This is a genomic window from Streptomyces sp. NPDC044064, assembly GCF_056434245.1.
Genome location: NZ_JBWKFN010000018.1, coordinates 102213 through 121083 on the forward strand (window position 1 = coordinate 102213; position 18871 = coordinate 121083).

19 protein-coding genes and 1 tRNA gene are annotated in these 18871 nt (G+C 72.5%); 8 read left to right on the top strand and 12 right to left on the bottom strand.

Annotated features, from left to right (window positions below):
- Window positions 1-18 precede the first annotated feature (18 nt).
- The 4 genes from AC07DS_RS27760 to AC07DS_RS27775 all read left to right on the top strand — a co-directional run bounded on the left by AC07DS_RS27760 (window position 19) and on the right by AC07DS_RS27775 (window position 2885).
- Window positions 19-591 carry a helix-turn-helix domain-containing protein gene (locus tag AC07DS_RS27760; protein ID WP_479149527.1) on the top strand — a complete coding sequence of 191 codons (573 nt, stop codon included), beginning with the start codon at window positions 19-21 and terminating at the stop codon, window positions 589-591.
- Entirely contained in the window at window positions 588-1118 is a 531-nt protein-coding gene (locus tag AC07DS_RS27765; RefSeq protein WP_479149529.1) for an N-acetyltransferase family protein, read from the top strand. The genes AC07DS_RS27760 and AC07DS_RS27765 overlap by 4 nt, the downstream gene beginning before the upstream one ends.
- A gap of 30 nt (window positions 1119-1148) precedes the next feature.
- Window positions 1149-1508, top strand: coding sequence for an MmcQ/YjbR family DNA-binding protein (locus AC07DS_RS27770; RefSeq protein ID WP_479149531.1), 360 nt, complete (start codon window positions 1149-1151; stop codon window positions 1506-1508).
- 108 nt (window positions 1509-1616) lie between these two features.
- Complete coding sequence (locus tag AC07DS_RS27775; protein WP_479149705.1) at window positions 1617-2885, top strand: MFS transporter; 1269 nt, start codon at window positions 1617-1619, stop codon at window positions 2883-2885.
- 587 nt (window positions 2886-3472) lie between these two features.
- On the opposite strand, the gene AC07DS_RS27780 is transcribed toward AC07DS_RS27775, so the two are convergent.
- Together AC07DS_RS27780 and AC07DS_RS27785 are read right to left on the bottom strand one after the other, a co-directional pair.
- A complete protein-coding gene (locus tag AC07DS_RS27780; protein ID WP_479149533.1) occupies window positions 3473-4393 on the bottom strand; it encodes a transketolase family protein in 921 nt (306 codons plus the stop codon).
- Window positions 4394-4489: 96 nt separating this feature from the next.
- On the bottom strand, window positions 4490-5197 hold the full coding sequence (locus tag AC07DS_RS27785) for a transketolase (RefSeq protein WP_479149535.1): 708 nt from the start codon (window positions 5195-5197) through the stop codon (window positions 4490-4492).
- Window positions 5198-5321: 124 nt separating this feature from the next.
- On the opposite strand from AC07DS_RS27785, the gene AC07DS_RS27790 reads away from it, so the two are divergent.
- Window positions 5322-5398 (top strand) — tRNA-Pro (locus AC07DS_RS27790).
- On the opposite strand, the gene AC07DS_RS27795 is transcribed toward AC07DS_RS27790, so the two are convergent.
- The 7 genes from AC07DS_RS27795 to AC07DS_RS27825 form a co-directional block, all read right to left on the bottom strand.
- On the bottom strand, window positions 5377-6504 hold the full coding sequence (locus AC07DS_RS27795) for an MASE1 domain-containing protein (protein ID WP_479149537.1): 1128 nt from the start codon (window positions 6502-6504) through the stop codon (window positions 5377-5379). The genes AC07DS_RS27790 and AC07DS_RS27795 overlap by 22 nt on opposite strands.
- Window positions 6505-6575: 71 nt before the next feature.
- Window positions 6576-7910, bottom strand: coding sequence for a PP2C family protein-serine/threonine phosphatase (locus AC07DS_RS27800; protein WP_479149541.1), 1335 nt, complete (start codon window positions 7908-7910; stop codon window positions 6576-6578).
- A gap of 91 nt (window positions 7911-8001) precedes the next feature.
- Window positions 8002-8796, bottom strand: a complete 795-nt coding sequence (locus AC07DS_RS27805) for a COG4705 family protein (RefSeq protein WP_479149544.1) — start codon at window positions 8794-8796, stop codon at window positions 8002-8004.
- Between the two features lie 183 nt (window positions 8797-8979).
- Entirely contained in the window at window positions 8980-9507 is a 528-nt protein-coding gene (locus AC07DS_RS27810) for an NUDIX hydrolase family protein (protein ID WP_479149707.1), read from the bottom strand.
- A gap of 42 nt (window positions 9508-9549) precedes the next feature.
- Entirely contained in the window at window positions 9550-10716 is a 1167-nt protein-coding gene (locus AC07DS_RS27815; RefSeq protein WP_479149546.1) for an amidohydrolase family protein, read from the bottom strand.
- A gap of 2 nt (window positions 10717-10718) precedes the next feature.
- Complete coding sequence (locus AC07DS_RS27820) at window positions 10719-12122, bottom strand: type I glutamate--ammonia ligase (RefSeq protein ID WP_479149548.1); 1404 nt, start codon at window positions 12120-12122, stop codon at window positions 10719-10721.
- A gap of 46 nt (window positions 12123-12168) precedes the next feature.
- On the bottom strand, window positions 12169-13014 hold the full coding sequence (locus tag AC07DS_RS27825; protein ID WP_479149550.1) for an SAM-dependent methyltransferase: 846 nt from the start codon (window positions 13012-13014) through the stop codon (window positions 12169-12171).
- 150 nt (window positions 13015-13164) lie between these two features.
- On the opposite strand from AC07DS_RS27825, the gene AC07DS_RS27830 reads away from it, so the two are divergent.
- Window positions 13165-14019, top strand: coding sequence for a Cof-type HAD-IIB family hydrolase (locus tag AC07DS_RS27830; RefSeq protein WP_479149552.1), 855 nt, complete (start codon window positions 13165-13167; stop codon window positions 14017-14019).
- A gap of 16 nt (window positions 14020-14035) precedes the next feature.
- Here the strand turns inward: AC07DS_RS27830 and AC07DS_RS27835 are convergent, their stop codons facing one another.
- Both AC07DS_RS27835 and AC07DS_RS27840 read right to left on the bottom strand, forming a co-directional pair.
- Window positions 14036-14833 carry an SAM-dependent methyltransferase gene (locus AC07DS_RS27835; RefSeq protein ID WP_479149554.1) on the bottom strand — a complete coding sequence of 266 codons (798 nt, stop codon included), beginning with the start codon at window positions 14831-14833 and terminating at the stop codon, window positions 14036-14038.
- A gap of 157 nt (window positions 14834-14990) precedes the next feature.
- Window positions 14991-15860 carry a lysophospholipase gene (locus tag AC07DS_RS27840; protein ID WP_479149556.1) on the bottom strand — a complete coding sequence of 290 codons (870 nt, stop codon included), beginning with the start codon at window positions 15858-15860 and terminating at the stop codon, window positions 14991-14993.
- A 155-nt stretch (window positions 15861-16015) separates the two neighbouring features.
- Between AC07DS_RS27840 and AC07DS_RS27845 the strand changes: the two genes are divergently transcribed.
- Complete coding sequence (locus AC07DS_RS27845; RefSeq protein WP_479149558.1) at window positions 16016-17203, top strand: thiolase family protein; 1188 nt, start codon at window positions 16016-16018, stop codon at window positions 17201-17203.
- A gap of 84 nt (window positions 17204-17287) precedes the next feature.
- On the top strand, window positions 17288-18061 hold the full coding sequence (locus tag AC07DS_RS27850; protein WP_479149560.1) for a sulfite exporter TauE/SafE family protein: 774 nt from the start codon (window positions 17288-17290) through the stop codon (window positions 18059-18061).
- On the opposite strand, the gene AC07DS_RS27855 is transcribed toward AC07DS_RS27850, so the two are convergent.
- Complete coding sequence (locus AC07DS_RS27855; RefSeq protein WP_479149562.1) at window positions 18050-18829, bottom strand: TIGR01458 family HAD-type hydrolase; 780 nt, start codon at window positions 18827-18829, stop codon at window positions 18050-18052. The two genes, AC07DS_RS27850 and AC07DS_RS27855, sit on opposite strands and share 12 nt — an antisense overlap.
- Window positions 18830-18871 lie beyond the last annotated feature (42 nt).

Genomic DNA, 18871 nt, shown 5'->3' on the forward strand with positions numbered 1-18871 from the left:
CGGGATAGCGTCCCGGATATGAGAAGCGATGGTCCTGAACCCGTCGACGCCCGGATCGGTGCCCGGCTGGCCGAACTCCGGGCTCGACACGGCTGGTCCCTGGGGGAGCTGGCCGAGCGCAGCGGTGTGAGCAGGTCGACCCTGTCCCGGGCCGAGCGCGCGGAGATCAGCACCACCGCAGCCGTCCTCAACCGCCTCTGCCACGCCTACGGACGCACCATGTCCCAGCTGCTCAGCGAGGTCGAGGCGGAACCGGCCCCGCTGGTGCGGGCGGCCGAGCAGCAGCTGTGGCAGGACCGCGCCGCCGGTTTCGTCCGCCGGTCCGTGTCCCCGCCGCACGCCGGCCTGCGCGGCGAACTGGTCGAGGGCCGGCTCGCCCCGGGCGCCGACATCGCCTACGACCGCCCGCCCGTGTCCGGCCTGGAACAGCACCTGTGGGTTCTGGAGGGCGCGCTGGAGGTGACCGTCGGCGACACCGGCCACCGTCTCGACGCGGGCGACTGTCTGCGGATGCGGGTCCTCGGGCCGACCAGGTTCCGCTGCGCCGGGCCGGAGGAGGCACGCTATGTGCTGGCGGTGGTGCGGCCGTGAGGGTGCTGCGCTGGAACGAGGCCCAAGTGCGGGACGGCAGTGAGGAGTTGGCCGGACTGCTGGCCGACGCCGTGGCCGGGGGTGCCTCGGTCGGCTTCCTCGCGCCGCTCGGGCGGACGGCGGCGGCCGCCTGGTGGCGGGACCGGGCCGACGGGGTGGCGGCCGGGCGGCTGGCGCTTTGGGTGGCGGTGGACGACACGGGCCGTGTCGCGGGCACGGTGAGCCTGGCCCTGCCCGACAAGCCCAACAGCCGGCACCGCGCCGAACTCGTGAAGCTGATGGTGTACCGCTCCGCGCGCGGGCAGGGCCTCGGCCACAGACTCCTCGCCACTGCCGAGGGCGCGGCCGCCGCCATCGGCATCACCCTCCTCCACCTGGACACCGAGACCGGCAGCCCCGCCGAGCACCTCTACCGCTCGGCCGGCTGGACCGAGGCCGGCACCCTCCCCGACTACGCGGCGAACCCGGCGGGCGAACTGCGCCCGACGACCCTCTACTACAAGCGGCTGGATCCGCCGGCCGGGTGACTGTCTGTGGCAGGGACTACCGTGCGTGGCATGCCGGATGCTGAAGACGTACGACGTGTCGCCCTGTCCCTGCCGGACACCACGGAGAAGATCGCCTGGAGCATGCCCACGTTCCGGGTTGCCGGGAAGATGTTCGCCACGCTGCCCGAGGACGAGACGTCCATCGCCGTGCGCTGCCCCAAGGAGGAGCGCGACGAACTGGTCATGGCCGAGCCGGGGAAGTTCTGGATCGCCGATCACGAGGCCCAGTTCGCCTGGGTGAGAGCGAGACTCGCCGCGCTGGAGGGCGAGGACGAGCTGCGGGACATCCTCGCCGACTCCTGGAGGCAGGCCGCGCCGCCCCGACTCCTGGAGGCCTACCCGGAGTTGGGCCTGCCCGGCGGCAGCTGAAAATCCCTCGGCGGGGGCAGCGGCGGCGTGGCATGATCCCGCGCGGCGGGGATGCCGTGGGGCGGGGAGGGGAGCGTACGCGTGACGGGTACGGACGCACGGCGTGACATCGCGGGCATCGTCTCCCGGGTTCGGCGCAAGGCCGGTGCCGAGCCCCCGGGCGTCTGGTCGCGGGACTTCGCGCTGTTCTTCGTCGCCCGTGCCGTCGCCCGCCTCGGCGACACCATGCTGCCCGTGGCGCTCGCCGCCGGTCTGCTGGAGCACGGGTACGGCGCGGGCGCGGTCGGCCTCGCCATGGCCTCCTCCGTCGCCGCCTTCGCCGGACTCGTCGTCCTCGGCGGGGTCGTCGCCGACCGGTTCAGCACCCGCAGGCTGATGATCGGCGCCGACCTGGTCCGGCTCGTCACCCAGTCCTTCGCCGCCGGTCTCTTCTTCACCGGGCACGTGGTCCTGTGGCAGATCTGCGCCATCGGTGTCCTCAACGGCGCGGCCGCGGCCGTCTTCCAGCCGGGCGTGGCCAGCACCGTGCCCCGTCTCGCCCCCGACGTCCAGAGGGCGAACGGCGCGATCCGGATCGCCGAGTCGTCGGCACAGCTCGCCGGGCCGGCCGTCGCCGGCGTCCTGGTCGGCTTCGTCTCGCCCGGCGGCCTGTTCGCCGTGCACGCCACCACCTACGCCACCAGCGCCCTGTGCCTGCTCGTCCTGCGGCTGTCCCCGCTCCCCTCGGCCGCCCGCGCCGCCGGCCCCGGCCTGCGTGTCTTCCGGGCCGACCTGGTCGAAGGCTGGCGGGAGTTCAGGTCGCGCACCTGGCTGTGGGGCGTGATCGCCGTGTGGTGCGTGTACATGATCACCGTCTGGGGGCCGACGGTCCCGCTCGTCGCCACCGAGGTCGTCCAGCACCACGGTCCCCGTGCCTACGGCCTGGTCAACTCCGCCCTCGGCGCCGGCACCGTGATCGGCGGCCTGCTCTCGCTGAGACTGCGCCCCCGCCGAATGCTGCGGGCCGGTGCGCTCGCCCTGTTCGCCTTCTTCGGCTTCCCGGCGACCGTCGGCGCCGGACTCGGCGTGCCCGCCATGGCGGCCGGGGCGGCGCTGGCCGGGGCCGGGATGTCGTTCTGGGGAGTGATGTGGTCGACCAGCGTGCAGACCCAGGTCCCGTCCGACGTCCTCAACCGCATCCACGCCTACGACGTGGCCGGCTCCCTCGCGATGATGCCCGTGGGCCAGGCCCTCGCGGGCCCGGCGGCCGCGGCCCTCGGCGCCGACCACGTCCTGCTGGTCTCCGCCGTCATGAGCGTGGTGGTGGCCGCGGCCCTGCTCTCGGTCCCCGCGATCCGGGGCCTGGTGCGAGCGGAGACGCCGACGCAGATGCGCTGAGCAGGCGCCGCGGCTGGGCCCGTGGCGGGCTCCTAAGGGTGTGCTGGGTGGGTGTGAAGGTCGGGTTCGTATGGCTGCCGTCCGAGTGCTGGGCGGGCGTCGTGGCTGGGCTCGTGGGGCTCCCGCGGGTGTGCCGGACGGGGGTGTGAAGGTCGGGTTCGTATGGCTGCCGTCCGAGTGCTGGGCGGGCGTCGCGGCTGGGCTCGTGGGGCTCCCGCGCGTGTTCGGGCCGGGGTGCCGTGATCGGGCTCGTGGTGGGTTGCCGCGGGTGTGCTGGGCGGCGTGCGATGGTCGGGCTCGTATGGCTGCCGTCCGAGTGTTGAGCCAGCGTCGCGGCATGGCGTGTGGGCTCTGGCCGGGGGGCCTCGGCCGGGTTCGTATGCCGGCCGTCCGGGTGCTGAGCCGGTGCCACGTGGGCTCCCGCGTGTGCCCCGGACGGGGTGCCTCAACCGGGTTCGCACGGCTGTCGTCCGCGCTTCGCGCCGGTGCCGCCGTCGAGCTCGCAGCGGCTGGCGTCCCGGCATCGAGCCGGTGCCGGGGTTGGCGGCTCGCATGGCCTCTTGCCCACGTGCCGAACCGCCCCGGCCTCACGCGCGCACGGACGCCCGACCCGCCCCCACGAACGCCCCGATGCGCTCGCGCAGGCTCTGTGCGTCGAGCCCGTGTGCGGCGACGTGCTCCGTGATCGTGCCGTAGCGCCGCAGCTCACGGCGTCCCACGCCGAGGCCGAGAACCCGGTGCGGGACATCCGCCAGTGCCTCGCTCACTGCTGCCGTCGACGTTCCCGTGAGGTAAGGCTCGACCAGGACGACGTCCGTGCCCGCGGACTCCGTGGCCCGGCGCAGCCCGGCCGCGTCGAAGGGCCGTACCGTCGTCGCGTACAGCACGGTCAGGTCCAGGCCCTCCGTGGCGGCGAGCACCGCGTCCAGCATCGGCCCGACCGCGACGACCACACCGGCACGCCCCTCGCGGACCGTCAGGAAGCGCTCCCCGTCGACCGCGAGCCCCTTCCGGTTGGCCTGCACGGAGAGCCGGACGTACACCTTGTCGTCCCCCGCGGCGACCGCGTGCCGCAGCAGCGTCTCGGCCTCGTCGGGATGTCCGGGCACGTGCACGGTCCAGCCGTCCAGGGTGTCGAGCAGTGCCACGTCGCCGGGTGCCATGTGGGTGTAGCCGCCGGCCGGCCAGTCGAAGGAGGCGGCCGCGCTCACCAGTACCGCCCCGGTGTCCTGGTGCCCGAGGTCCAGCTTGACCTGCTCGAAGGGCCGCTCCACGAGAAAGCTGGCGAAGGTGTGCACGACGGGCCTGAGCCCGGTGAGCGCGAGACCGGCGGCGGCGCCGACCAGCAGCTGCTCGCGGATGCCGACGTTGATCACCCGGTGCGGATGCCGGCGCAGTGCCCCGGCGAAGCCGTCCTTGCCGATCTCGGCGAGGACGACCGCGACCCGCGGATCCTCGTCGAGCAGCCGGGAGACGACGGGGGCGAAACGGTCACGCATGGTGTCCATGAGGGCTGGACCCTTTCCAATGAGTTCTGACGGGACGGACGGGACGGACGAAAGGACGGCCGGGACGTACGCGAGGGACGAGAAGGACCGGAGGGATCAGGCGTTCTTCGGTTCCACGCGGGCGACGACCATGTGCGGACGCCCCGGGTGCGGCGCGGTGAACGCGGCGTACAGGGACTCGTGGTCCCGCCCGTCGACGGTCACCGCGGACCAGCCCGCGGCCTCGAAACGGGCGGCGATCCCGCCGGGCCGGGCATGGCTGGCGGAGGAGTTGTCGATCACGACGGCGTGCAGTCGTTCGAGCCCGGCGGGCCCCGCGAAGGCGATCGCCTCGTGGTTGCTTCCCTCGTCCAGCTCGGCGTCCCCGATCAGCACCCAGACACCCGGCTCCTGCAGCCCCTGCGCACGCAGCCCCAGCGCGCTGCCCACGCCGATCGGCAGCCCGTGCCCCAGCGACCCGCTGCCGATCTCGGCCCCCGGGACCAGCACCCGGTCGGGGTGATGCCCGAGCGGGGAGTCGTACGCCCCGAACCCCGCCAGCCACTCGACGGGCACGAAGCCCTTCGCCGCCAGCACCGCGTAGTACGCCATCGGCCCGTGCCCCTTGCTCAGCAGGAACCGGTCCCGCGCGGGATCCTCGCGCCGCTCCGGCGTGACCCGGAGCACCCGGTCGTACAGCACCCACAGCGCGTCGAGCGTGGAGGTGGCCGCGGGGCCGTGCTTCTCGTCGCCCGTCATGAGCGCCATGAGCCGGGGCAGGTCGTCGTAGCCGTAGGTGCGGGTGTCGTCCGCTGCGATCTTCATGTCGAAGATCGTGCAACCTCAACCAAGCTTGAGGTCAACCGGAAAGCGTGCGCGACCACCGACCCGAGTGCGGTATTGTTTCCCTGCGCGTTTCGACCGGGGAAACCCCAGGTCAAACGGGCACCGGGACGTGGCGCAGCTTGGTAGCGCACTTGACTGGGGGTCAAGGGGTCGCAGGTTCAAATCCTGTCGTCCCGACCAGCTTTGTTGCCGGTCGGAGGCCGTCTTCTCAGGGATGAGGGGGCGGCCTTTTCCGTGCCCGCTTCCGTTCCCGTGTCCGCTTCCGTTCCCGCATTCGTGTCCGCGTTCGCGTCCGTCTGCGCGGGACTCCCGCCCTCCCCGTCGGGAAGTGTCGGGCGGTGGTCGCCGGTGGCGATCCTGGCCGCCATCCCGGCCAGCTGACGGCAGGCTCGCTCGATCTCCAGATGGTCCGTGTTCCGCTCGCTGACGACGGCCGCGAGCAGCAGTGCGGTCAGTGCGGCGGAACCGTTGAACGCCTGCAGGGTGATCATGTTGGTGAGCAGGTCGCGACCTGAGAACGGGCCGGTCTGCCGGCCGGCGGCGATGATCGCGAAGGTCGACACGGCCAGCGCGCACGGTGCGGCCCCGGCCAGCTGGAAGCGGAAGGCCGCCCAGACCAGCAGCGGGAAGCCGAGGAACAGCAGCGGTGTACGGCTGGTCTCGATGTAACCGATGGTGGCAACGGCAGCCAGCAGCAGCAGCCCCTCCACCCAGCGGGCCGACGTCGCCTCCCTCGGCCAGCGTGCCGAACTCAGGACGAGCAGGACCGGCGTGACCACCAGGACACCCATCGCGTCGCCGGTCCACCACACCGACCACGTGGGCCAGAAGTCGCTGGAGGGCAGCACCCCGGACAGGACCAGGGTTCCGGTGCCCGTCGTCGCACTGACCAGCATCCCGGTGAACGCGCCGAGAAAGATCAGGGCGAGGGCGTCCCGGAAGCTGTCCAGCTCCTTGTGGAACCCGGAACGGTGCAGCAGCCAGCAGGAGCACAGGGGTGCGAGGGTGTTTCCCGCCACGATCGCCAGTACGGCCGGGAGTGACGGCCCCAGCGGGAAGTTGACCAGGAACGCGCCGAGCGCGATCCCGGGCCAGACCCGCGGGCCGCGCAGGAGCAGGCTCGCCACCGCGATACCGCTGGGCGGCCACAGTGGCGTGACCTGGCCGCGCACCAGTTGCTGGAGCAGTCCGACCTTCGCCGCGCCGAAATACAGCCCGGCGATGACACAGATCTCCAGGACGGCCAGCCCGGCCCGCCCGAGCCGTTCATGCGGTGCGACAGCCATCGGGCGACCTCCGTGTCCATCGCCCCGATGCCCATCATCCGTCGGATCCGGCGGATCCTCCACGCCACCGTTCAGGCGTCCGGAGTGCGCAGGGCGAGGATGGCCATGTCGTCGTGACCGTCACTGGGATGGTGCTCGGCCAGTGCCCGGACGAATTCCTGCAGGGGCAGGGCGGCATGTTCCGTGGCGAGCTTCGCCAGCCCGGCCAGGCTCTCGTCGATGGAGTGTGCGGGATGTTCGACCAGTCCGTCGGTGAAGAAGACCACGGTGGCGGCCGGAGGCAGGAAGCGGGAGTGGTCGGGGCGCGCCTGCTCGGTGTCGACCCCGAGCGGCAGTCCGGGCTCGGCGAAGAGGAACTCCATGTGGCGCTCAGGGGTGATCAGCAGGGGCGGGACGTGGCCCGCGGTGCTCCAGCGCAGCCGCCAGCCCGATCCCTCCGGTTCGATACGGGCCAGGGTGGTGGTCGTGACGGGATTGTTCGTGGTGGCCTGCAGGGCCCGGTCGAGCTGGGTGAGGACCGTGCCGGGCGGGTTGGTCTGGTCGAGCAGCAGAGCGCGCAGCATGTTGCGGGTGGAGGCCATGGCGGCCGCGGCATGCATGTCGTGCCCGACGACGTCGCCGATGACGACCGCCACGACGTTGTCGGGCAGGGGGATGGCGTCGTACCAGTCCCCGCCCAGCTGGCTGGGCTGGGTTGCGGGCTGATAGATGGCGGCGGCGGTGAAAGGCCGCAGGTCGGGCAGGGTGGGCAGGAGGAGCCGCTGGAACTGCTCGGCTCCCACGCGCACCCGCTCGAACAGCCGGACGTTCTCGATCGAGATGCCGGCGGCGCTGGCCAGGGCGAGGACGACGTTCTCGTCGTGCACGTCGAAGGGCTGTCCGTCGTGCCGCTCGGAGAGGTAGAGATCGCCGTAGATCTCGCCGCGCACGGTGATGGCGACGCCGAGCAGGGTGCCCATGCATGGATGGCCGGGCGGGAAGCCGGCGGAGGAGGGATGGGCCGGGATGTCCGCGATCCGCAGGGGTTCGGGGTGGCGGATCAGATGGCCGAGGACACCCCGGCCCCGTGGCAGGCCGACGTTGGCCAGATCATTGCGTTCCTGCTCGGACAGTCCGGCCGTGATGAACTTTTCCAGGCGCTCCCCAGACTCGTTGAGCACCCCCAGCGCCCCGTAGCGGGCGCCGACCAGGTCCATGGCGGTGGTGACGATGCGGTGCAGCACCGCGGGCAGCTCCACCTCTCGGCTGATGGCCACGACCGCGTCCAGCAGTCCCTGCAGCCGGTCCATGGCGGACAGCAGGTCGCGCAGTTGGTCGTCGATCCGGCCCAGCTCGGAACGCAGCTGCACATGCAGGTCGGGCAGGTGCGGCTGCTCGGGCGGTCTCCCCTCCCTCTCCCTCGCCATGGTGTTCCGGCCTCCTGGCACGATCCGATCAAGCGGCTGCGTCGCCTTCTGATTGTGGCATCGCTGAGCGGAATCAGGCGTTCCGAACGAATCAGGCGTTGGAGACATCCCTCCGGGAGAGCGCGAGGTAGCCGACCAGCCCGAGGATGGCCACCGTCCAGGACAGCGTCACCGGGCCGAGGCCCAGTCCGAGGCCGCCACGGTGCGGCTCCAGCGCCATCCAGTCGGCGATCGAGGCGCCGAGGGGACGGGTGATGACGTACGCCGTCCAGAAAGCGGGCACCGCGCCGAGGGTGCCCGCCCCGTGGGCGAGGGCCGGGACGCAGATCGCGACGGCGAACAGGACCGCCGAGCCGAGGTAGCCGAAGCCGATGGACGCGGTGAGGTCGCCCGCGGCCGTGCCGAGCGCGAACGTGGCGAGGACGGCCGCCCAGTAGAAAGCCTCGCGGCGGCGGGTGTGGATGCTGTGGATCGACAGGGTCCGCTCGCTCGCGTACCAGAGGGTGAAGACGGCGGCCAGGGCGACCATGAAGAGCGGCGTCGAGAGGGTGTAGGGCACGCCGATGCCCACGTGCAGGACATCGGCCGCCATGGTGCCGAACACGCTGACCATGACGATCGCCGTCCAGTAGACCCAGGCCACGTACCGGCGGACGGCGAACTGCACCGCGAGCGACGCCACCAGGGCCAGAGCGCCGAGGCCGACCGCCGGGACCGGGCCGAGCAGGTGCGCCAGGAGGTCGGACGCGGTCTCGCCCATGCCGGTGGTGAGGACCTTGATGATCCAGAAGTAGACGGTGACCTCGGGCACCTTGTTCGCGGCCGCACGGATGCGGGCGCGGCCAGGGTCGTGGGACCGCTGGTCGAGGACGTGCTCTGTACTCATGGGCGCACCCTCGCATGGTCAACTGCCCCTTCCCCAGACCCCTTTGCCATAGTTTTGGGGCTTCTGGTGAAGGTGTTGCCACAGGCCGCCGCAGAGCTGAACACAACCTGAAAGCGTCCGGGAAAGCCCTGGTCAGGGCCCTGACTGGCCTGATAGGCAGGCCAGTCACCCGGGCGGCCTGTGTCAGGACACGACACCCACGTGGGCGAGGGCCTGCCTCAGCAGCACCCCGTGCCCGCCCGGCATCTCGCTCTGCATGGCCGGCGAGGCGGCGTCCTGGGGGCTGAACCACACCAGGTCCAGTGCGTCCTGCCGGGGCCGGCAGTCGCCGGTCACCGGGACGATGTAGGCGAGGGACACCGCGTGCTGGCGCGGGTCGTGGTACGGCGTGATGCCGGCAGTCGGGAAGTACTCGGCGACCGTGAACGGCTGCAGGGAGGCCGGCACCCGGGGCAGCGCGACCGGGCCGAGGTCCTTCTCCAGATGGCGCAGCAGGGCGTCACGGACCCGCTCGTGGTGCAGGACGCGGCCGGAGACCAGCGTCCGGCTGACCGTTCCGTCCGGGCCGATGCGCAGCAGCAGTCCGATGCTCGTGACTTCGCCGCTGTCGTCCACGCGCACGGGCACGGCCTCGACGTACAGGATCGGCATCCGGGCCCTGGCCATTTCCAGCTCGTCCGTGGTCAGCCAGCCGGGCGTGGTTTCGGTCATGTCAGACATTGCTTGATCATACTTTCCGGGTGGGGCGCGCGCTCAGTCGCGGGCCGGATCGTTTGCGGGCAGTCCGTACAGTCGGCGGGCGTTGTCACGGCCCGTCCAGGCCGCGATACGCAGGGCGTCGGGCAGGCTCAACTCGTCGGCGTCCACCCGGGACTGGAGCATTGCGGCCAGACCCTGCCGGAAGGACAGTGCGCCCAGGTGGTGGAACTCGGCCACACCGTAGGCGTCCGAGCTGTACAGCAGTTTGCGGAACGGGGTGATCTCCAGCGCCTCCTCCAGCACCGCGCGGGAGCGGGCCGGGCCCGTGTAGTGCAGGGCCAGGCCGACGTCCAGGTACACCTGCTCGAACACCGTGGTCAGGTAGGCCGCCTGGCGGTGGTAGGGCCAGCAGTGCAGCAGCAGGACCGGGATCGTGCCGGCCGTCAGGCGCAGCCAGTCGGTGAGCAGGGCGGGGTCGGCGCGGTGCAGTCGCAGGTCGGCGTCGCCGAAGCCGGTGTGCAGCTGGAGGGGCAGGCCGAGGTCGACGGCCGTCCACAGCAGGTGCCGTACCAGGACCGGGTCGGTCAGGCGTCCGCCGTCCGCGATCCAGCGCCGGGCGGCCTCCGCCACCTCCCTCTGCGCGGGGCGCTCGGGGGCGAGCGCGAAGCCGGTGCGGTAGGCGGCCACGGACTTCACCGCGACCACTCCGGGCCGCCGTACCGCCTCCTCGGCCGCCGCCGGGAACACGGCCGCGTACTCGCCCGCCTCCACGCCCCGTGCGGCCACGGCCTCGGCGACCTGCTCGAGCCGTACGACCTCGTGGGCGGCGGTGCCCGCGGCCTCGGCCAGTTCGGCGGGGGAGGTGACGGGGTGCGGGGCGTAGCCGGTGTCCACGCAGAAGGCCTCGGCTCCCGCGGCGGTCAGGAACCGGCGGTTGACCTCGCGCCAGCCGAGTTCGGCACGCCGGGCCAGATAGTCGGCCGGGGGCGCGTGCCGGGGCAGGTCCAGCAGGGGGGCGCAGTGCCGGCGTACGGCCACGCCGACCGGGCTGTCGAAGGTCGAGCTGCCGGGCCAGGCCTCGCCCTCGGTGATCAGCGACTCGAACTGCCCGGGCGCGAGATCGGCCGTGACGGCGCCGTGGCAGTGGTGGTCGACCAGCGGCAGCGCGGCGAGCATCTCGTCGACGGGGCCGGGGCCGGGGCCGGGGCCGGGGGCGGGCATCGTCAGTACTTCCAGCGGTAGGCGGCCGCCACCTGCGCGTCGTCCAGCCCGTCCACGGCGGCCGCCTCCCCGAGCCGTACGGCGGTCACCGCGTCCGCCAGGACCGGGCCCAGCGCGGCCCGCAGTACCTGGTCGGCACGGAACTCCTCGACGGCCTGCGGCAGCGAGGTCGGCAGGCGCTCGACCCCGCGGGCCGCCGCCTCGTCCGGGCCGTAGCGGGCCGGGTCCCCGGTGATCTCCTCGGACAGCGGCAGGGACGTCGTCATCCCGTCGAGGCCGGCGGCGATGACACAGCCCAGCGCCAGATAGGGGTTGGCGGCCAGGTCGACCGGCTTGATCTCCATGTTGGCGTCCCGGTCCCGGCGGCCCGCCGTGCCGGTGACGATCCGCAGCGCGGCCTCGCGGGTCTCCCGGCCCCAGGCGGTGAACACGCCCGCCCACCGGGAGGGTCTGAGCCGCAGATAGCTGGCCGGACTCGGCGCGGTGACCGCCGTCAGCGCCGGCAGGCGGGCCAGCACCCCGGCCACGAACGACTCCGCCGCGGCCGTCATTCCGTACCGGCCCTCGCCGCCGGAGTGCAGGTTCACCCCGCCGCGCCAGCAGGACAGGTGCAGATGGCCGCCGTTGCCGACGCCCTCGGGCAGGACCGCGGGCGCGAAGGAGACCCGCAGCCGGTGCCGCTGCGCAACCGCCCGGACCGTCTGCCGCACCAGCACGCTGCGGTCGGCCGCCGCCACCGGGTCCAGGGCGCCCACCGAGACCTCGAACTGCCCGGCCGCGTACTCGGGATGGATCTGGTCGACGTCCACGCCCTGTGCCGCGAGCGCTGCCAGCAGGTCGGCGGTGTAGTCGCTCAGCTCGATCTGCCGGGTCGCGCCGTACGCCGGCCCGGAGACCGCCGGGACGAAGTCCGCACCGGGCGCCGCGTCGAGGCCGACCGCCCACTCGACCTCGACGGCCGCTTTGAACGCGAGGCCGTGCCGGTCGGCCGCGTCGGCGACGATCCGGCGCAGAAAGGTCCGGGCACAGCCGGGGTGCCGCTCGCCCTCCTGCGTGATCCGGTCCACGGGGGCCCACGCCCAGCCGGGCTGCCCGGCCAGGACCACCAGCTGGTCCAGGTCCGGGTAGAGCCTGAGGTCGCCGTCCGGGGAGCCGAGGACGTCGGTGGTGACGATCGAGTCGTCGGCCAGGAACGTGTCGAACACCGGCGACATGCCGACACCCCAGGACACGGCGGCCTCCAGGCGTGCCGTCGGGACCGTCTTGACCCGGCCGATGCCCGCCGTGTCCACATAGGCCAGGACGATCCCGTGCACGCCCCGGGCGGCCAGCTCGGCGGTGAGCGCGGCCACCCGGCGCAGGTCGCCGGGGCGTCCGCCGGGCACCGGGTCGGCAAGGGTGGTCATACGTCCTCCTCGGCGGGCCGGAGCCCGGGCCCCGGTGTCGTCGGGCTCAGGGTTTCACGGCCACCGCGCCGTACTGCGGTACCGCGGCGGCGTCGGGCCCGGCGCGCCACCGCGAGCACGGCACCAGACCCGGTTCGACCGGCTCCAGACCGTCCAGGAACGAGGCGATCTCGGCGCGGCTGCGGGCGGTGATCGGCGGGGTGGCGTTGGCGTTCCAGAACTCCATCGCGGCGACGTTGCCCTCGCCGCCCACCTCGGCGTCGAAGGTCGGGTGGGTGAGCACCAGGTGACTGCCGGAGGGGACCGCCGCCATGATCTGCCGCACGATGTCCCGGGCCGCGTCGGTGTCCAGGACGAAGTTGAGGATGCCCAGCATCATCACCGCGACCGGTCGGTCCAGGTCGAGTGTGTCGCCGGCGCGGCGCACGATGGTGTCCGCGTCGTGCACGTCGGCGTCGATGTAGTCGGTGACGCCCTCGGGGGAGCTGGTGAGCAGGGAGCGGGCGTGCACGAGCACGATCGGGTCGTTGTCGACGTACACGATCCGCGACTCGGGCGCGATCCGCTGGGCGATCTCGTGGGTGTTGTCGACCGTCGGGAGCCCGGTGCCGACGTCGAGGAACTGGCGCAGGCCGCGCTCCTCGGCCAGGAACCGCACCGCCCGGCCCAGGAAGTCCCGGTCCGCACGGGCCACCGACCGGATCACCGGGAACATCCCGGCGACGTGCTCGCCGACCTGCTGGTCGACCTCGTAGTTGTCCTTGCCGCCGATCCAGTAGTTCCAGACCCGCGCGTTGTGCGCCACGGAGGTGTTCAGCCTTGCCGGTCCGGCCGTCGGGGAGTCGCCCGCGCTCACGTCGCCGCCCTTCTCCTGTGCGGTTGTCGTGGTCATTGTGCCCCCGGTCGATCGTGCTGTCCGGGGAAACGCGCAGCGTGAGGGCTTGGCCACCCTCCGAGGCGCCCGGTCGTATGAGGAACACTGGAGCCTTCGGTTCCTACCCGCCCGCCCACCGCGTATCCCGTTACCGACCGGAAGAAGGACATGCCCGCCACGCCCGCGTCCCTGCTCGAAGTCCCCGGCCTGCCCGCCGGACCCGCCGACATCCGGCTCGTCGTCACCGACATGGACGGCACCCTGCTGGACGACGCCAAGCGGATACCCGACGGCCTGTGGCCGATGCTCGCCGAACTGCGCCGCCGCGGAGTGCTGTTCAGTCCGGCGAGCGGTCGCCCGTACATCACGCTGGCCCGGCAGTTCGCCGAGGTCGCCGAGGGCATGGTGTTCATCGCGGAGAACGGCACCTATGTGGTCCGCGACGGGGTGGAGCTGAGTTCCGACGTGCTCGACCGGTCCGTCGTCGCGGACCTCGCCCGTACGGTACGGCGCCTGGTCGCGGACGGCGTCGACATGGGCATCGTGGTCTCCGGCAAGCGGTCGGCGTACGTCGAGCGGACCGACGAGGCGTTCCTGGCGGAGGTGCGCGAGTACTACGTCGAGCACCGGATCGTCGAGGACGTCACCGCCGTCGAGGACGACGTGATCAAGGTGGCGCTGTTCGACTTCGGGTCCGCCGAGCACACCACCGCCCCGGCCCTGCTGGCCTTCGCCGACACCCACCACGTCGTCGTCTCCGGCGAGCACTGGGTCGACGTCATCAACCGCAGCGCCAACAAGGGCACCGCCCTGCGCGGCCTGCAGCGCGAGCTGGGCATCACGCCCGCGCAGACCATGGTGTTCGGCGACTACCTCAACGACCTGGAGATGCTGGACGCCGCCGACTGGTCCTTCGCGATGTCCAACGCCCACCCGGAGGTGGTCCGCCGGGCCCGCCATCTCGCCCCGTCCAACAACGAGAACGGGGTGCTGCGGACCGTCGCGCACGTGCTCGGTCTGTAGGACGGCCGCGCGGGGCTCAGCGCTTCAGGCCGACCGCGCCGTACAGCGAGATCGGGCCGTCCGGTCGGCTCTCGGGGCGCCAGTCGGCCACGGAGACGATCCCGGGCTCCAGCAGCTCGAGCCCCTTGAAGAACGTGCCCACTTCGGCCTGGGAGCGGGCCACCAGGGTCACCCCGCCGGCGGCGTACGCGGCGATGCCCTTTTGGACGTTCTTTGGTTCGAAGTCGGCCGTCATCGTGGACAGCACCAGGCAGCTGCCCGGAGCCAGCGCGTCGACCAGCGCGGCGACCAGGTCGTGGGCGCCGTCCTCGTCGGCGACGAAGTGCAGCAGGGCGATCAGGGACAGGGCGACGGGACGGTCGAAGTCCAGGACAGGGGCCGCCTGTTCGAGGATGGCGCGCGGATCGCGGGCGTCGGCCTGGACGTACTCGGTGACGCCCTCGGCGGTGCCGCGCAGCAGCGCGTTCGCGTGGGCCAGCACGATCGGGTCGTTGTCGACGTAGACGACCCGGGCGTCCGGGGCGACGGACTGGGCGATCTGGTGCAGGTTGGGCTCGGTCGGTATGCCCGTGCCGATGTCCAGGAACTGGCGGATGCCGGCCTCCTGGGCCAGCGCGCGCGTGGTCCGGCGCATGAACCCCCGGTTGGCCAGGGCGGCCCGCGGGGCGCCGCCCCCGTCGATCGCCGCGATCCGGCGGCCGAGTTCCTCGTCGACGGGGTAGTTGTCCTTGCCGCCGAGGAACCAGTCGTACACCCGCGCCGGATGCGGCCGGGTGGTGTCGATCTCCTGAGCGGCCGGCTCGGTCCCCGTCACGTCCAGTCCCTCCGTTCGAGAGGCCCCCTGCCGTCCGGGGGGGGGCGTGTCAGCAGTCTGACACGATCTTGGGACGGGGCGGAGACGGTCCTCGGCCACCTGTCCGTCCGGGACGGTCCGCCAACGCGCCTGTCTGCGCGGCCGGTTGGGCTTCCGGTCAGCGGGGGAGTGCCGGATCGGCCGGGCGCGCGGGGCCGGCCGGGTGCTCTGGATCCGCCGCGTGCGCCCCACCGGGACGCAGTTCCGCGTCGACGAAGCGGAGCACCTCCGCGAAGACATCCGCGCGGTCCGTCTCGTTGAACACCTCGTGCCGCGCCCCGGCGAAGATCCGCTCGGTCAGCCGGCCGCCGCTGAGGCGCTCCACCCCGACCCGGCTCCCCGGCAGCGGAACCAGCCGGTCGTCGTCCCCGTGCAGCCACAGCAACGGCAGCGGCCCGATGTCCCCGTCCTCGGCCACGGTCTCCAGGGTGCGGACGAACGCCTGGAGCGTCGGCCGCTTCATCGGGCCGTGCCAGACCAGCGGGTCGGCGGCGTACTCGGCGCCCACCGACAGGTCACGGGAGAGCGCGGCCGGGCTGATCGGGGTGTCGGGGATCTCGGGCAGGGCCAGCAGCCGCCCGGGCAGCTCCCAGACGCCGATCACCGGCCCGGAAAGGATCAGCGCGCTCAGCTCCGCGCCGTACCGCTGGGCGTGCCGGGCCGCGATCAGACCGCCCATGGAGTGGCCGACCATGACGAGCGGCAGGCCCGGATGCGCGGCGCGGGCGAGGTCCGCCGCCGCGTGCACGTCGGTGACGACGTCCTCGAAGTCCTCGATCACCACCCGCTCGCCCGCCGACCTGCCGTGCCCGACGTGATCGGGCCCGTACACCGCCGCCCCGTGCGCGTTGAGAACGCCCGCCAGTTCGTCGTAGCGGCCGGCGTGTTCCCCGTAGCCGTGCACCACGAGGGCCAGATAGCGCGGCTCCGGGTGCGGCCACTCGCGTACGACGATGCCGTCGAGGATGTGCTCGCGGGCGTGGGCCATGTCTCCTCCGGCTGCCTGGGTGAAGGTTCCGGGGGATCTTCCCAGGGAGCCGCCCGGAGGTCTATAGTCCAAAACTAGCAGTGCTAATTAAGTGTGCCTGGCACACACCGTAGATTCGTTCCGATCCACAGCGTCGTAGGTCAGGAGTCCCAGCCGTGCGTCCCGTCCACTTCGCGGCCGCCCGCCGCACCCCCATCGGCAAGCTGCGCGGGGCCCTGTCCGCCGTACGGCCCGACGACCTCGCGGCGACCGTGATCCGCCACCTGGTGGCCGAGGTGCCGGCGCTCGACCCCGCCCGCATCGACGACGTCTACTGGGGCGCCGCCAACCAGGCCGGCGAGGACAACCGCAACGTCGCCCGCATGGCCGCGCTGCTGGCGGGCCTGCCCGAGTCGGTGCCCGGCGCCACCGTCAACCGGCTGTGCGCCTCCGGCCTCGAAGCAGTCACCACCGCGGCCCGCACCATCGCCGCGGGTGAGGCCGACATCGTGATCGCGGGCGGCTCCGAGTCGATGAGCCGCGCCCCCTTCGTCCTGCCCCGCCCCGACGAGGCCCTGCCGCACCGCATCGAGACCTCCGACACCCGGCTCGGCTGGCGCCTGGTCAACCCGGCCATGAAGGACCTGCACGGCGTGCTGGCCATGGGCGAGACCGCCGAGGAGGTCGCCGAACGCTACGGCGTCTCCCGCGCCCGGCAGGACGAGTTCGCGCTGCGCAGCCACCAACTGGCCGCCGCCGCACGCAAGAACGGCCACTTCGACGACGAGATCCTGCCCGTGGAGCGCCCGGACGGCATCACGGTCGAGCAGGACGAGTGCGTCCGCGAGGACACTTCACTGGAGAAGCTGTCCCGCCTCAAGCCGGTCTTCCGCGCGGGCGGCACGGTCACGGCGGGCAACGCCTCGCCGATGAACGACGGCGCGGCCGGGCTCCTGCTGGTCAGCGAGGAGGCCCTGAACGAGCTGGGCCTGGAGTCCCTCGGCCGCTACGTCGCCGGCGCCTCGGCGGGCGTGCACCCCGACGTGATGGGCATCGGCCCGGTCCCCGCCACCCGCAAGGTCCTCGCCCGGGCCGGCTGGGAGGTCGGCGACCTCCAGGAGGCCGAGTTCAACGAGGCGTTCGCCGCGCAGGCACTCGCGTGCGTCGACCAGCTGGGCATCGACCCCGACCTGGTGAACCCCACCGGCGGCGCGATCGCCCTCGGCCACCCGCTCGGCTGCTCCGGCGCCCGCATCCTGACGACGCTGCTGCACCGGATGCGCCGCACGGGCGCGGAGCGGGGTCTGGCGACCATGTGCGTCGGAGTGGGGCAGGGCAGCGCGGTGCTGGTCGAGCGGCACTAGCGACTTGCCGACCGGGGGGGGGGGCTCCGACCTGCGAGACGGTCCTTACGCCGCCGGATGCGTGCGCATAGCATCGGTTCCCGCATGAACACGATGACGCTCTGGCACCTGTCCGGCTGGGAGTTCGCCGCCCTCGCCTTCGCGGCCCTGCTCGTGGGCTTCTCCAAGACCGCCGTCAGCGGGGCCAACACGGTCAGCCTCGCCGTCTTCGCGGCGGTCCTGCCGGCCCGGGCCTCCACCGGCGTGCTGCTGCCGGTCCTCATCGCGGGCGACGTGCTCGCCGTCCTCACCTACCGGCGGCACGCCCACTGGCCCACGCTGTGGCGGCTGTTCCCGGCGGTGGCGGCCGGTGTGGTGGTCGGCACGCTGTTCCTGGTGTGGGCCGACGACGAGATCGTGCGGACCTCCATCGGCGCGATCCTGCTGCTGATGGCCGGCGTCACGCTGTGGCGGCGGCGCCGGGCCGAGGCGGGGGACGAGCCGGACGCGGTGACCACCCGGGCGGGCCGGATGAAGGCCCGCTCGTACGGCGTCCTCGGCGGGTTCACGACGATGGTCGCCAACGCGGGCGGACCGGTGATGTCGATGTATCTCCTGTCGGCGGGCTTCCGGAAGCTCGGCTTCCTCGGCACGTCGGCCTTCTTCTTCCTCATCGTCAACGTGTCCAAGGTGCCCTTCAGCGCCGGACTCGGCCTGATCGACGGCAACTCGCTGCTCCTCGACGCGGCGCTCGTGGTGTTCGTCGTGCCCGGCGCGTTGTTCGGCAAATGGGCTGTGAACCGGATCGACCAGCGGTTGTTCGAGCAACTGGTGATCGCCGCGACTGTCGTGGGCGGCCTGCAGCTGCTACTGCGCTAGCCCGAGCAGCGCAGCCAGGTCCGCGAAGGAGTCCACGACGTGGTCCGGGGTGCCGCTCGCACCGGCGAGCGTCTCCGGCTGGTACTTCCCCGTACGGACCAGCACCCCCGTGATGCCGACGCGCTGTGCCGCGACGACGTCCGACTCGACGTCGTCGCCGACCATCAGCGCCTGGTCCGCGGTCACACCCAGCCGGGCCAGCGCCGCCTCGAAGAACGCCGGGGACGGCTTGCCCATCACCTCCGCCTCGACGCGTGCGGCCTTCTCCAGCCCGAGCAGGAAGGCGCCCGAGTCCAGCTGCAGACCGGCCTCGGTCCGCCAGTACAGGTTGCGGTGCACGGCGAGCAGCCGGGCACCCTGCTGCAGGTACCCGAAGACCCGGTTGAGCGCGGCGTAGTCGAACTCGGGCCCGGCACCGCCCACGACGACCACGTCGGGACGTTCGTCGACCAGGGTGACGCCACCGAGATCCTCCTCGATGTCACCGCTGTTGAGGAACGCACATCGGGCGCCCGGAAAGTGCTCGGCGAGGTGGGCGGCGGTGAGCGCGGGCGCGGTGAGGACGTCCTCGGCCTCCACCTCGAAACCGGCCTCCGCCAGGGTTTCGGCGATCGACGCCCGCGTCCGGGACGTCGTGTTGGTCACCAGGGCCACGCCGAGACCGGCCGCACGGATACTCCGCAACGCTTCCACCGCACCCGGCAGCGGCTTCCAGGAGACGGTGAGGACACCGTCGATGTCGATCAGGACGGCACGCACGGATTCCATGGCCGGACCCTAGCGACCCGGGCGGCGAACCGGTGCGGACGA